Origin of the sequence: Pseudomonas pharyngis, from assembly GCF_021602345.1 — a bacterium.
Lineage (GTDB): Bacteria > Pseudomonadota > Gammaproteobacteria > Pseudomonadales > Pseudomonadaceae > Aquipseudomonas > Aquipseudomonas pharyngis.
Genome location: NZ_BQID01000001.1, coordinates 772638 through 786170 on the forward strand (window position 1 = coordinate 772638; position 13533 = coordinate 786170).

Genomic DNA, 13533 nt, shown 5'->3' on the forward strand with positions numbered 1-13533 from the left:
GTCGGTCTGACTAGTGCCGTTGGGCGAACAGTCAGTTGTGCTGTGTCACCTGGCCGAGGTCATCGTTCGAGGTTTGCTTCATATCGTCCTTGCGCAGTTCGGCCACATCAGCGGCCTTGACCGGCGCGCCATGGTTGCCCCAACTGCCACGGATGAAGCTCACCACATCGGCCACTTCCTGATCCGACAGACGCCAGGCGAAGCCAGGCATGGTGAAGGTCGATGGCGCGGCGTGCGTCGCAGGTAGAGTGCCGCCCTTGAGCACGATGTGAATCAGCGAGGTCGGGTCGTCCGATTGCAGCACCGGATTGCCTGCCAGCGCCGGGAACACCCGGGTGTAGCCGTGGCCATCCGTGCGGTGGCAGGCGGCGCAGTTGTCGATGTACACCGCCGCACCGCGCTGACTGTCGTCACCATTCCACAGGGCCTTGGCGGCTTTCTCGTCGTACTGGTGCGGCTGGTCGGCAGGATCATTGGCCGGCAGCGATTTCAGGTAACGGGCAATCGCGGTCAGGTCGGCGTCGGTCATGTACTGCATGCTGTGGGTGACCACGTCGCTCATGCCGCCGAACACCGCACTGCGGTCGCTGCGACCGGTCTTGAGGAACTGCACCAGTTGCTCTTCGCTCCAACTGCCGAGACCGTCCTTGTGGTCACCGCGCAAACTTTTGGCGATCCAGCCCTCCAGCGGCGCGCTGCCTGACAGAAAACTGCTGCCTTCGGCCGCGCTCAGGGATTTTTCCTGCATGGTCAGGGCCCGTGGCGTATGGCAGGCGCCGCAATGTCCGAGGCCTTCCACCAGATACGCCCCACGGCTGACGACGGCATCGTCCGACGCGGGTTTGTAGTCCTCGACCTTTGGCGCGAACAGCCAGCGCCAGCCCATCAGCGGCCAGCGCATGCTCAATGGCCACGGGATGTCACTGGCCTTGTTCTCTTGCGCCACCGGTGCAACGCCATGCATGAAGTAGGCGTAGAGCGCCCGCATGTCGGTTTCGCTGACACGGGCGTAGGACGGGTACGGCATCGCCGGGTATAGGGTCGTGCCGTTTTTGGCCACGCCATGGCGCACGGCCTGGTCGAAATCCTCGAAACTGTAGTCACCGACACCGGTTTTATCCGGGGTGATGTTGGTCGAGTAGATCGTGCCGATCGGGGTTTCCATCGGCAGGCCACCGGCGAACGGCTTGCCATCCTTGGCCGTGTGGCAGGCCACGCAGTCGCCGGCACGGGCGAGGTATTCGCCTTGCTTGATCAAGGATTGATCAATTTCGGCGCCGTGAGCGGCCGTGCTGCCGAGCAGCGCGAGGGTCGCGATAACGAGAGTCTTCATGGTCATCGCTCCTTAAGCCTGAACCAGCGGGCCGGGGTTTTTCAGGTACTGCTCGCGAATCGCTTTCGCCGACCAGTAGGTCAACGCGGCGACCAGCCCGGTCGGGTTGTAACCCAGCCCTTGCGGGAACGCCGAGGCACCCGGAACGAATACGTTGTGCACGTCCCAGCTCTGCAAGTAACGGTTCAGCGCGCTGGTCTTCGGATCGGTGCCCATGATCGCGCCGCCGTTGAGGTGGGTGGTCTGGTACGACGCGCTGTTGAAGTGGTCGCCGACTTTCTTGCCGATCACGGCAATGGCTTTCGGGCCCATGGCCTCGGCGATCTTGCCCATTTTCTCGACCATGAAGCGGTTCATCTTGATGTCGTTTTCCTGCCAGTCGAACGTCATCCGCAGCAGCGGCATGCCGTAGGCATCGCGGTACACCGGATCCAGATCGAGGTAGTTGCCACGGTAGGACTGATGCGCGCCGTGGGCGTCCATCGAAACTTGGTGGGTGTAGTAATCGGCGGTGGCGCGTTTCCACGCACTGCCCCAGGCCGGGGTGCCCGGCGGGTTGGAGGTGCCGGCGATCGGTCGGCTGCCGGCCTGGTTGACCCACATCGGCGAGCCACCGACGAAACCGTGAGGCCCGTGGTCGAAGTTGTCGGCGTTGAAGTCATCCACCGCCACACCGTTGCCGCCGGCGCCGATGAAGTTGTTGGTGTGGGTGTCCTTGTCGAAGAACGCCTTGATGGTGGCCATGTTCTGGTAGGCGAAGTTGCGCCCGACCACGCCTTCACCGCTGACCGGGTCGTAGGGTTTGCCGATGCCGGAGAGCAGCATCAGGCGCACGTTGTGCAACTGGAATGCGCCGAGGATCACCAGGTCCGCCGGTTGTTCGATCTCGCGGCCCTGGCCGTCGACGTAGGTGACGCCGGTGGCTTTGGTTTTCGTACTGTCGAGGTTGACCCGCAGCACGTGGGCGTTGGGCCGCAGTTCGAAATTCGGCAGCGGCTTCAGCGCCGGCAGAATGTTCACGTTCGGCGACGCCTTGGAATACATGTAGCAAACGTAACCGCTGCAGAAACCGCAGAAGTTGCACGGGCCCATCTGCGCGCCGTAAGGGTTGGTGTACGGCCCTGAAGTATTTGCGGAAGGCAGGTTGTAGGGCTTGTAACCCACCTCAGTAGCCGCTTTGCCGAACAGCTGTGCGGAAACCGTGTTCTTCTGCGCTTCCAGCGGGAACGGGTTCGAGCGATCCGGTGCGTACGGGTTGCCGCCCTTGCCCTGGCCGACCAATTGGCCTTTCACGGTCCAGGCCTGGCCGGAGGTGCCGAAGACTTTTTCGGCGAAATCGAAGAACGGTTCCAGCTCTTCATAGCTGACGCCGAAGTCCTGAATGGTCATGTCCTTGGGGATGAAGCTTTTGCCGTAGCGCTCTTCGTAGTGGCTGCGCATGCGCAACTCGATCGGGTCGACCCGAAAGTGCACGCCCGACCAGTGCAGCCCGGCGCCGCCCACGCCATTGCCGGGCAGGAACGCGCCCAACTGGCGATTCGGCAGGGCGATGTCGTTGATGCTGTGGCGGATGGTGACGGTTTCCTTGGAAACGTCCTGGAAGAGTTTTTTCCGCACGCTGTAGGTGAGTTCGTCGATCACCTGTGGATAGTTGCCGTCAGGGTAGGTGTCCTGCATCGGCCCGCGTTCCAGTGCCAGCACGTTCAGCCCCGCTTCGGTGAGCTCCTTGGCCATGATCGCGCCCGTCCAGCCGAAACCGACGATCACTGCGTCGACCTTTTTCATTACCGTTGCCATGCTCACGCCCTCTCGCCGCGAATCGAAACTGCCGGGAAGGGGTACTGCTCGTTGCGTTCCACCCAATCCATGAAATCGGCGCGGGCGCCGGGGAAGCCGATCATGGTCCAGCCGACCATGCCTTTATTGCCGCCGTGGATCGGGTCGCAGAAGAACCCTTCCTTGGTGTTTTGCAGCAGCAGACTGAAGAAAATCTTCGCCGGAACCGCGTCGAATTGTGGTTTTCCGGCTTCAAGCTGCTTGAGCAGATCGTCTCGGGTAGCGCTGTCTTGCTCGGCAAATGTTTTACCGTTGATGGATTTTGCCCACTGATCCGTGGCGGCGATGCCGAGACGATAGATTTCTTTCGGGACCAGTTTGCTCTGCCAGCCCATCTCCGGCGCGGCGTCGGCATTGAACGGGCCCTGCATGTACCAAAGGGCACCGGCGGCGTACGGGGTGTTCATCTGACGGTCGATGTATTCCGGCACGCCAGCTTCGAGTGCACCTGGGCCTTGTGCGTCGTTGGGGATCAATTGCGCGACGGCGGCATTGATGAACGCCCACTCTTCGGCAGTGAAATAGCTTGGCTGATAGGTACTGGCTTCAACGGCGGCCGGTTTCGCCGGGGGCGTGGCAGGCGCACTTTCCGGCGCGGCTTGCAGCACGGTGCTGCCGAGTCCGCTGCCGGCGAGGGTAACCACTGGAATCAGGGTCAGGGATTTGCGCAAAAACTCACGCCGCGGGTTGTCTCGATCTTCATCAGACATGGGGATGCACCTCATCAGGCATTGATGGTTGTCAGCCGTTTCTGCGAACGGCTCAAGAATTTTCTGGCTGCGACGTGGCCGGAATGACCGGGAGAAAGGGGACGCGTCTGCAACATGATGTGACAAATGGTAGCAGGCTAAGCAACGGGATGAACCGACTCAGCCAAAAAAACAGCGCTTTTCGATCAAGGGAACCGCGGTATTCACGATTCTTTTACAAGCGCCTCACGCGGATTTGACCGCGAAGCTCGCAAGCTGCGGCCTTCACTGACGAAACCCACACGGTCGCCGTAAAGCATGTTCCTGACGCGTTTTTCCTCCGCTTTCTGTTTATCGCTGCTGGCCCTGTTCAGCTGGATTCCAGCTCAGGCTGCGCAAACCCCGGCTTCCCGTCCCGTCGAGTGGGCGCAACCGGTAGAGGTGCAATACAACCTGTTCCAGATGTCGCCCACGCTGTATCGCAGCGCGCTCCCTGATGACGGCGCGGTGCCGTTGCTGAACAATCTGAAGGTGGCCACCGTCATCAATTTTCTGCCGGAAGCGGATTCCAGCTGGCTGAAGGCCCCCGGTATCCATCAGGTGCAATTGCCCTATCGCACCAATCACGTGGACGACAGTGATGTGCTCAAGACCCTGCGGGCGATTCAAGCCGCCGAAGCCGACGGCCCGGTGTTGATGCACTGCAAGCATGGCTCCGATCGCACCGGCCTGATGGCGGCGATGTACCGGATCGTCGTGCAGGGCTGGAGCAAGGAGGATGCCCTGAACGAAATGACCCAGGGCGGCTTTGGTGAAAGTGGTCACTTCCGCGACAGCGTGCGTTATGTGATGCAGGTCGATGTCGACAAGTTGCGCACCGCGCTGGCCAATGGCGATTGCAGTACCAGCGCGTTTGCAACGTGCTCGATGAAGAGCTGGTTTCAGACGGTCAATCTGAAGTAACCCTTCCGGCCTCCTCATTAACGAGGCCGGCGACTGGCCGGCCGATGAACGCTTCAACCGCATCCAGGAGCGGACGCCCCGCACCCGGTGTAAAGAACGTTGCGCGAAACTCACGACCGGTCTGCGCGTTGAACACCCAGTCGCGGCTGAAGCGCTTGAATGCTTCCTGGGCCAGCATGTTCGACCAGACATAGGCGTAAACCGAAGCGTCGTACTGGGTCACCATGTAATCGAAACCATTGGCGAACCGGTGATCGTCCGGTAATTGCAGATGAGTCAGAGTGCGCTGCACATCGTTGCAAACCTCTTCGACCGAGCGTCCATCGCCGTGGGTCAAGTGCAGTTCGAAGTCAATCATCGCCCCCATCAGCAACAAGGCCTGTTGCCGGCTGGAATGGGCCTGACTGGCTGACAGAGCCGCGTCGACCCGTGCGGCGCTCAAGCGCTCGCCGGTCTGAAAATGGGCACCGAGCCACAGCACAAACTCGCGCGACTGACACCATTGCTCAAACAATTGCCCGGAAAACTCTGCCGCTTCATGCCCCAATTGCAGGATGCCGGACAGCGTGTAATGGGGCGAACGCGTCAACACGTGCTGGAGGCAGTGGCCAAACTCATGGAAAAGCACCCGAAGATCGTCGATTTCGAGGCGGCACGGATGGATATCGGTGGGCGGTGTGAAATTGCTGTGGAGCAGGGCAATCGGCAGCGCCGGGCGACCTTCGGCGTTGATCCGGCGATTGCGCAGTGTGGTGGTGCCGGGGAAGTCCACCGCCTTGTCGCGGTGAAACGGGTCAAGGTAGATGTAGCCGATGACCTGTTCATGCTCGCTGATTTCCAGCAGGCGCACATCGTCATGCCAATGCCCGCCGCCGGACTGCTCGACGATGCGGATCTCGAACATCCGTTCACAGAACAGAAAGAGCCTGCGCAGGGTGCCCTCGAGTGGGAAGTAATCACGCAGGTTTTTCAGTGCGCCGGGAAACTGCTGCTGACGCCATTGTTCGGCGAGGAAGTCTTCATCCCACGGCTGGACCCGGTCGATCCCGCATTGCTGCACAAAGGCCGCCAGTTGTTCTGCATCCTGCGCGAGGGCAGGTGCCAGCTGCGCCGCCTGACGCTGGAGAAAACCACTGACCCACGCCGTCGTCCCGGCGCTGTGTTTGGCCAGACTCAGTTGCGCGGCGTTTTCGTGGCCGAGCAAACGGGCTTTCTGCTGGCGCAAGGCAAGCAGCTTGGTCAGCACCGGGCCGTTATCGAAGCGACCGGCCAGTGGGCCCTGATCGGAGGCGCGGGTCATGTAGGCTACGTAGCATTCCTCACGCAAGGCGCGGTTCTCGGCGTACTTGAGAATGTGCTGGCAGGTGTTCTGCTCCAGCCGGATCAGCCAGCCGTCATGCCCGGCCTCGCGTGCGGCGCGCGCCAGACGATCCTTCATCGCCGGCGACAAGCCTGCGAGCAGCGCAATGTCGTCGACACGCTTGCTCCACGCCTCGGTCCAGCGCTCGAGGTTGTCCAGAAATACGTGCTCCAACCCGCCGATCTCGAGGTTCAACCGCGCCAGCTCCTGTTGCTGTTCAGTAGGAAGCTCGATGCCCGACTGCTTGAATCGGCGCAGAATCCGCGCCAGTGCGATGTTGCGCGACTCATCGAAACTGCCGGCGATCGAACTCTGCGCCAAACGCTGATAGGTCTCGTACAACCGGCGATTGCGGGCTTTTTCAGAGCGATACTGATTGATCGCCAGATGCGCCTTGGCGCTTTCCACGAGCCAGGTGGGATCGTCGGACCTGACCATCGACAACGTTTCGAGAATCGAGCGGACTTCACCGAGGCGGGCATCGGCTTCGTCGATGCTCAGCACCAGATCGTCCCAGCCGGGATGTTCGGACTGACTGGCGATCACTTGGGCGATGATATGTCGATTGTCGGCAATGATGCGGTTGACTGCCGGCACGAGATGCTCGGCGCGAATCGCTGGCCAGGGTGGCAGCGTCCAATGTTGCAGGAGGGGATTGGTGTCGGGCATGGCAGCTTCCTTCGAGGCGTGGCGCAAAGGGGCCAGCCTACGAAGCAAGTGCGGGGGACAGGTGTTAAGCCAATACCACCTTCCACCGACGAATCGGGGAAGGTGGTTGAGGATCAGTGCTGCTCGTCAGGCTTTTTCTTCAGCTTCGGATTCGGGAAGAACTGCACCGCCTGAACCGTCTTGTCCGGGGCAGGCTTGAGCGCGCTGGTGTTGACCCGCGTGCCCAGCTCTTTCGGCACCGACAGCCCTTGGGCATTGAGCGTGTCGCTGTAACCGCACGCCACGCATTCACGGTGCGGGACATCGTCCTCGCTCCACATCATCAATTTGTCCGGCTCGCTGCACGCCGGGCAGACCGCCCCGGCGATAAAGCGTTTTTTGGTCTTCACGGGTGCCTCACTCATGCTGCCGCGTCCTCACTCAGGCCGCTGTGGCGCAAGAGTGCGTCAATCGACGGCTCACGGCCACGGAAGTCGACGAACAGCACCATCGGCGCCTGGGAACCACCGCGGGCGAGGATCGCTTCGCGGAAGGCGCGACCGGTGTCGGCATTCAGCACGCCGTCTTCTTCGAATTTGGAGAAGGCATCCGCCGACAGCACTTCCGCCCACTTGTAGCTGTAGTAACCCGCCGCGTAACCGCCGGCGAAGATGTGGGCAAAGCTGTTCGGGAAGCGGTTGTAGGCCGGAGGACGCATCACCGAGACTTCGTTGCGCACGCCTTCGAGCACCTGCGCGACGCTGCGGCCGTCACCGTGGGTGGCGTGCAGTTCGAAGTCGAACAGCGAGAACTCCAGTTGGCGCACCATCATCAGACCGGACTGGAAATTCTTCGCCGCGAGCATTTTTTCCAGCAGATCCTGCGGCAGCGGCTCGCCGGTTTCGTAGTGGCCGGAGATCAGCGCGAGACCTTCCGGCTCCCAGCACCAGTTCTCCATGAACTGGCTTGGCAGCTCGACCGCGTCCCACGCCACGCCGTTGATGCCGGACACGCCGGCATGCTCGACGCGGGTCAGCAGGTGATGCAGGCCATGGCCGAATTCGTGGAACAGGGTAGTCACTTCATCGTGGGTCAGCAGCGCAGGTTTGCCGCTGTCGGCCGGGGTGAAGTTGCACACCAGGTTGGCCACCGGGCTTTGCAGCACGCCGTCGACGGTGCGGCGACGGTCGCGGGCGCCGTCCATCCACGCGCCGCCACGCTTGTTGGCGCGGGCATAGAGGTCGAAGAAGAAGCGGCCGACGTGCTGGCCGTTTTCCTTGATTTCGAACAGGCGTACATCCGGGTGCCAGGTGTCGAAGCCTTTCAGTTCGGCGATCTCGATGCCGTATAGACGCTGAACAATAGCGAACAGGCCGCCCAGCACTTTGTCGATCGGGAAGTAGGCGCGCAGGGTTTCCTGAGCCACGCTGTAACGTTGTTCACGGAGTTTTTCACCATAGAAACCGCTGTCCCAGCTTTGCAGATCGGCGCAGCCCTGCTCGGCGGCGTAAGCCTTGAGCTGTTGCAGATCCTGGGCGGCGAACGGTTTACTGCGTTTGGCCAGATCGCGCAGGAAGCTCAGCACCTGATCGCTGGACTCGGCCATTTTGGTGGCCAGACTCAGTTCGGAGAAGCTGGAGAAACCGAGCAGTTTGGCCAGTTCCTGACGCAGGTCGAGGATTTCGCCCATCACCGGGCCATTGTCGTTCTGGCCGGCGTTCGGGCCTTGATCCGACGCACGGGTGCAGTAGGCGGCGTAGACTTCTTCACGCAGCGCACGGTCCTGGGCGTAGGTCATCACCGCGTAGTAGCTCGGGAATTCCAGGGTGATCAGCCAGCCGTCGAGGCCTTTGGCCTGGGCGGCAGCAGCCATTTGCGCCTTGGCCGAATCGGTCAGGCCGGCGAGGGCGGCTTCGTCGGTCAGGTGCTTGGTCCAGGCCTGGGTGGCGTCGAGCAACTGGTTGGAGAAGCGGCTGCCCAGCTCGGACAGCTTGCTCTGCACTTCGGCGTAGCGTTTCTGTTCGGCTTCCGGCAGGTCGATGCCCGACAGGCGGAAATCGCGCAGGGCATGTTCCAGAATGGTTTTCTGCGCCACGTCGAAACCGGCGGCTTCCGGGCTGTTGGCCAGGGCTTCATAAGCCTGGAACAGCTCGCGGTTCTGGCCCATCTCGGTGGAGTAGGCGCTCAATGCCGGCAGGCACGACTCGTAGGCTTCACGCAGTTCGGCGCTGTTGCACACGGCATTGAGGTGGCTGACCGGGCTCCAGGCGGCGCCCAAGCGATCATTGAGTTCGTCCATCGCCAGCACCAGCCCGGCCCAGGTCGGGTTCTGGCCCTGGGTCTTGAGGATTTCGGCGATGGCGGCGCGGTTGTCGGCCAGGATGGTTTCGATGGCCGGCTGCACGTGTTCGGCACGGATCGCGGAGAACGGCGGCAGGTCGTAGGACTGCAGAAGAGGGTTGTTCACGCTCACGGTTGGCACCTTGGCTGGAAGAAACATGCGCCCATCTTAATTACAATCGACACCCACCGCAGCTATCGGCGACAGAGAGAGAACTAATCGTGTCCCTTCGCAAATACCAGAATCACACCCCACGCTTGAGCCAAGGCGCTTTTGTCGACGGCTCGGCGGTGGTGATCGGCGACGTCGAAATCGGCGAAGACAGCTCCGTGTGGCCGCTGACCGTGATCCGCGGCGACATGCACCGCATCCGCATCGGTGCGCGCACCAGCGTGCAGGACGGCTGCGTGTTGCACATCACCCACGCCGGCCCGTTCAACCCGGACGGCTTCCCGCTGCTGATCGGCGATGACGTGACCATCGCCCACAAGGTCATGTTGCACGGCTGCACCGTCGGCAGCCGCGTATTGATCGGCATGGGCAGCATCGTGATGGACGGCGCGGTGGTCGAGGACGACGTGATCATCGGCGCCGGCAGCCTGGTGCCGCCGGGCAAGCGCCTGGAAAGCGGATTTCTGTACGTGGGCAGTCCGGTGAAACAGGTTCGTCCGCTGACCGACAAGGAAAACGCCTTTTTCACCTACAGCGCGGCGAACTACGTGAAGCTCAAGGACCTGCATCTGGCCGAAGGCTACGACCAGCTCTGACTTTTCTCTCTACCGCCCGGGATTTTTCATGCATTACCAGACCGTACTGTTCGACCTCGATGGTACCCTCACCGATCCGCGTGAGGGCATCACCCGTTCCATCCAGTTCGCCTTGAGCAAACTCGGCATCGACGAGCCGGACCTGACCAAGCTGGAACACTTCATCGGCCCGCCGCTGTTGCAGGCATTCATGCAGTTTTATGGTTTTGATGAAGCGAAGGCGTGGGAGGCGGTGAATTTCTACCGCGAGCGTTTCAAGGTTACCGGTCTGTACGAGAACCGGGTGTTCGACGGCGTCACGCCGTTGCTGGAAACCCTGAGCGGCCAGGGTCGGCAGCTGTATATCGCGACGTCGAAGCCTTGGGTGTTCGCCCGGGAAATCGCCCGGCACTTTGATTTCGCCAGACACTTCAAGGTGATCTACGGCAGCGAACTGGACGGCACCCGTACCAACAAGGTCGAGCTGATTGCTCACCTGATCGCTGAAGAGGGTCTGGATCCGGCCAATACGCTGATGATCGGTGACCGCAAGCATGACCTGATCGGTGCTCGCAGCAACGGTCTGGATGCAGCGGCTGTTGGTTATGGGTTTGGCAGTTTTGAAGAGTTGAATGCCGAGGCGCCGGCTTATCACTTCGAGACTTTGGATCAGTTGCATCAGGCATTTTTGCAGCGCTGATCAGATAGCCTTCGCGAGCAAGCCTGCTCCCACAGTGACCGCGTTTCAGAACCGGAACTCGGCTTCCTGTGGGAGCGAGCCTGCTCGCGATGGGGCCAAAAAGCCGCAGTAGATTTATGAGCCTGCCAGCACTTTCAGAGCCGACTTACGCTCAACGACTGGCAAGCCACCCAACTTCTCGACTTCTGTGTAAAACCTGACCCAATCCCCATCGACCTGCCTGAACAACGCCGCAAACGCCGGCACCCACTGGTCATACAGCCCGAACGGCAACAGCCGCGCGTTGTTCAACGGCGCATTGACCCAGGCGTCATAGCGTTTGTCGCCGGCCCACTGGCTATCGCGCATTGTTCGGTAGTCGTGTCGAAACCGTTCGAACTCCGCCGCCTTGCGCTCGCGCATCTGCGCTGTCGCCAATGGTTGTGCATAGAGTTTTTCGAGGCGTGAACGGGTGTCGAGGATCAGCTGAATGAACTGATCCCGCTGCTTCAGCTTCGAGTCGTTTTCCGGGGGTAAGCCCCGAAACGCTCGCCACTGCCGCGTACCTTCCTGCTCGACGAAGGTCGCGAAGGACTCGTTGAACTCGGTGTCGTCCTTCACATAGAAACGCTGGTGAGCCAGTTCATGGAAGATCAGCGTTGCCAGACGCTCGTCGCCCCAGCCCATCATCGAATTGAGGATCGGGTCATTGAACCAGCCCAGGGTCGAATAGGCCTCGACGCCGCCGATCGACACGTCCATGCCTTGCAGGCGCTGAATCGCGGCTTCGCCCCGCGCCGCACTCTGGCTGTAAAAGCCGCGATAGGCCACACAACCGGCAATCGGGAAGCAATGGTTCTGCGGGCTCAGGGAAAACTCCGGGGTGGCGAACACATTCCACACGACAAACGGCCGACCGATGTCGGCATAGAGGCGATAGCTTTGGTTGTCCGGCAGATGCAGGTGTTCGCTGGCGAAGGCCCGGGCTTTCTGGGACTGGGCCAGGTGAGTGCGCAGTCTGGTGTCGCGGGTCGGGTCGGCGATCACCTTGGCCACCGGCTCCCGCGCCCGCAAAAGCTGCAGCTGACCGCTGGCCAGCTGGCTGTAATAGCTCAGGCTTGAGCAACCGTTGAGCAACAAAATCATCACGCCCGGAAACAAAATCCGCAAAACGCGATCAAGTAACCCATGGCTTGGAAGCGGCCTGATCAAAATAAGAAATCCCCCGGAAAGTCTGCCCAAGACTATCCCGCCCATTGGAGCTCCGCTATGCGCATGTTGATACTGACAGGAAGCGTGCTGACGCTGGCCGGTTGTGCCGGATTCGGAATGCCGACCCCTGACCCCTCGCAAGCCTGGATCGATCTGGATGCCCGGCAACAGGACACGGCGCTGCTGGCGCTGGAAGTCGACAACAAGGCGGCCGTCGATCATCGTTACTTCGAAGTGCAGCCCGGCAGCCATGAGCTGAGGGTGCGTTATCAATTTCCGGTCGAGGCGACCAATATCGGCCCGGATGCCGAGCCGCTTTGGCGTGATTGTCAGTTGAGCGTGAAATTCAAGGATTTCAACGCCGGCCAGCGTTATCAGTTGCAGGCGGGAAGCATCGGTTTCCGCCCGTGGGCCAAACTCTACGATCAACAACGCAACGTGGTGGGCCAGGGCACGCCGGCGGGCTGCCAGCGAACCTGATCAGCGTTATGCTGGATGTCCGAACTCACGGACATCCATCATGCGCACGTTGATGCTGTTGCTCGCCGCCAGCCTGCTCGCCGGTTGCCAGACACCGTTGCCCCCTGTCGATCCGAACATGGCCTGGGTCGAGTTCTCCACGCCGTCCCCGGGCGGTAAGTTGCTGATGGCCGAGCGTCTCGACAACCAGCGACTGACTGATGGGCGTTTCTTTCAGGTTACGCCCGGCAGCCATGAGTTGCGGGTGCGTTTCGACTTTGAAGTGTTCGGCGGAGGCGGCAGCCTGATGACCGGCCCTGTGGAGCGCCTGTGCTACCTGACCATCCGCTACGATCATTTCGAGGCAGGGCAGCGTTACAGGCTGGAAGGCCGCTCTCTGGCATTCACCCCGAGTGCCCGCCTTTACAACGAAAGGCGGGAAATCGTCGCCGAGGATCGCGAAGTCAACTGCATCATCTGAGGCGTATCAGCGGTCGTTCTTCTGATAGATGATGGCTTTGGTGCCGTTGTCGCAGGTGCCGACGATCATGGCGATGTCGTGTTTTTCCGCCTCCTCTTTGGAAACTATCTCCAGGGTGTAGGAGGGCACGGCGTTCGCCTGAATCTTGATTTCGATCTCTTGCTTGAGTTCTTCGCAGTCTTTGGGCGCTGCGAAGGCCGACGTTGCCAGCACGCCACAGATAACCGCCAAGGCAAAACGTTTCATGGTTGAAGCTCCATCGAAGCAGCGCGCACGAAGATGCGCGAAAGCTGCTGTCATTTATTCGACCACACTTTTGCCTGGCGGGTTCTGATCCGGCTCAAGGCAGTCAGCTGTCCAGCGATGCGTCGAGACTGATCTTCGCATTCAGCACCTTGGATACCGGGCAACCTTCCTTGGCCTTGTTGCTCAGATCTTCGAACTGCGCCTGGGTCGCTCCCGGAATTTTTGCCTTGAGGATCAGTTTCACTGCGGTGATTGCAAAGCCGCCGTCCACCTGATCCAGCGTGACCTCAGCCTGGGTGTCGATGCTGTCGGCCTTGAGCCCGGCGTCGCCGAGAATCATCGAAAACGCCATGGAGAAACAGCCCGCATGGGCGGCGCCGATCAGTTCTTCCGGATTGGTGCCCTTGCCGCCTTCGAAGCGGGCCTTGAAGCCGTAGGGCGCTTCACGCAGGACGCCGGTTTCGGTGGAAATCGAGCCGATGCCGGTTTTCAGGTCACCTTCCCAATGCGCGGATGCCTTCTTCACGATAGCCATGTGTG

14 protein-coding genes are annotated in these 13533 nt (G+C 61.0%); 5 read left to right on the forward strand and 9 right to left on the reverse strand.

The genetic code is table 11. The features are described 5' to 3' along the window. Positions 1-31 precede the first annotated feature (31 nt). The 3 genes from L6D74_RS03530 to L6D74_RS03540 are packed head-to-tail and all read right to left on the reverse strand — an operon-like array spanning position 32 to position 3879. Positions 32-1333, reverse strand: coding sequence for a c-type cytochrome (locus tag L6D74_RS03530; RefSeq protein ID WP_236187676.1), 1302 nt, complete (start codon positions 1331-1333; stop codon positions 32-34). Between the two features lie 12 nt (positions 1334-1345). After that, complete coding sequence (locus L6D74_RS03535; RefSeq protein ID WP_085613564.1) at positions 1346-3130, reverse strand: GMC family oxidoreductase; 1785 nt, start codon at positions 3128-3130, stop codon at positions 1346-1348. Positions 3131-3132: 2 nt separating this feature from the next. Beyond that, the gene (locus L6D74_RS03540) at positions 3133-3879 is read right to left on the reverse strand and encodes a gluconate 2-dehydrogenase subunit 3 family protein (protein WP_236187677.1); all 747 of its coding nucleotides are present in this window, start codon (positions 3877-3879) and stop codon (positions 3133-3135) included. 297 nt (positions 3880-4176) lie between these two features. On the opposite strand from L6D74_RS03540, the gene L6D74_RS03545 reads away from it, so the two are divergent. Next, positions 4177-4821 carry a phosphatase domain-containing protein gene (locus tag L6D74_RS03545; RefSeq protein ID WP_064592520.1) on the forward strand — a complete coding sequence of 215 codons (645 nt, stop codon included), beginning with the start codon at positions 4177-4179 and terminating at the stop codon, positions 4819-4821. Here the strand turns inward: L6D74_RS03545 and L6D74_RS03550 are convergent. The 3 genes from L6D74_RS03550 to prlC all read right to left on the reverse strand — a co-directional run bounded on the left by L6D74_RS03550 (position 4808) and on the right by prlC (position 9302). Then, positions 4808-6850, reverse strand: a complete 2043-nt coding sequence (locus L6D74_RS03550) for a M3 family metallopeptidase (protein ID WP_236187678.1) — start codon at positions 6848-6850, stop codon at positions 4808-4810. The two genes, L6D74_RS03545 and L6D74_RS03550, sit on opposite strands and share 14 nt — an antisense overlap. Positions 6851-6963: 113 nt before the next feature. Beyond that, positions 6964-7254 carry a YheV family putative zinc ribbon protein gene (locus L6D74_RS03555; protein ID WP_007953955.1) on the reverse strand — a complete coding sequence of 97 codons (291 nt, stop codon included), beginning with the start codon at positions 7252-7254 and terminating at the stop codon, positions 6964-6966. After that, positions 7251-9302 carry an oligopeptidase A gene (prlC, locus tag L6D74_RS03560; protein ID WP_236187679.1) on the reverse strand — a complete coding sequence of 684 codons (2052 nt, stop codon included), beginning with the start codon at positions 9300-9302 and terminating at the stop codon, positions 7251-7253. Before prlC ends, L6D74_RS03555 begins: the two co-directional genes overlap by 4 nt. A gap of 89 nt (positions 9303-9391) precedes the next feature. Here prlC and L6D74_RS03565 point away from each other — a divergent pair, with 89 nt between their 5' ends. Then, the gene (locus tag L6D74_RS03565) at positions 9392-9937 is read left to right on the forward strand and encodes a gamma carbonic anhydrase family protein (protein WP_064379538.1); all 546 of its coding nucleotides are present in this window, start codon (positions 9392-9394) and stop codon (positions 9935-9937) included. 28 nt (positions 9938-9965) lie between these two features. Continuing rightward, positions 9966-10616: an HAD family hydrolase gene (locus L6D74_RS03570; protein ID WP_236187680.1), complete on the forward strand. Its 651-nt coding sequence runs from the start codon at positions 9966-9968 to the stop codon at positions 10614-10616. Positions 10617-10730: 114 nt separating this feature from the next. Here L6D74_RS03570 and L6D74_RS03575 read toward each other — a convergent pair whose 3' ends face one another. After that, positions 10731-11807, reverse strand: coding sequence for an aminopeptidase (locus tag L6D74_RS03575; RefSeq protein WP_236187681.1), 1077 nt, complete (start codon positions 11805-11807; stop codon positions 10731-10733). A 57-nt stretch (positions 11808-11864) separates the two neighbouring features. On the opposite strand from L6D74_RS03575, the gene L6D74_RS03580 reads away from it, so the two are divergent. Both L6D74_RS03580 and L6D74_RS03585 read left to right on the forward strand, forming a co-directional pair. Beyond that, a complete protein-coding gene (locus tag L6D74_RS03580) occupies positions 11865-12287 on the forward strand; it encodes a PA0061/PA0062 family lipoprotein (protein ID WP_236187682.1) in 423 nt (140 codons plus the stop codon). Positions 12288-12327: 40 nt separating this feature from the next. Continuing rightward, on the forward strand, positions 12328-12747 hold the full coding sequence (locus tag L6D74_RS03585; RefSeq protein WP_236187683.1) for a PA0061/PA0062 family lipoprotein: 420 nt from the start codon (positions 12328-12330) through the stop codon (positions 12745-12747). 6 nt (positions 12748-12753) lie between these two features. Here L6D74_RS03585 and L6D74_RS03590 read toward each other — a convergent pair whose 3' ends face one another. Both L6D74_RS03590 and L6D74_RS03595 read right to left on the reverse strand, forming a co-directional pair. Next, positions 12754-12993 carry a DUF1161 domain-containing protein gene (locus L6D74_RS03590; protein ID WP_007953935.1) on the reverse strand — a complete coding sequence of 80 codons (240 nt, stop codon included), beginning with the start codon at positions 12991-12993 and terminating at the stop codon, positions 12754-12756. 103 nt (positions 12994-13096) lie between these two features. Next, positions 13097-13528: an OsmC family protein gene (locus L6D74_RS03595; protein ID WP_236187684.1), complete on the reverse strand. Its 432-nt coding sequence runs from the start codon at positions 13526-13528 to the stop codon at positions 13097-13099. Positions 13529-13533 lie beyond the last annotated feature (5 nt).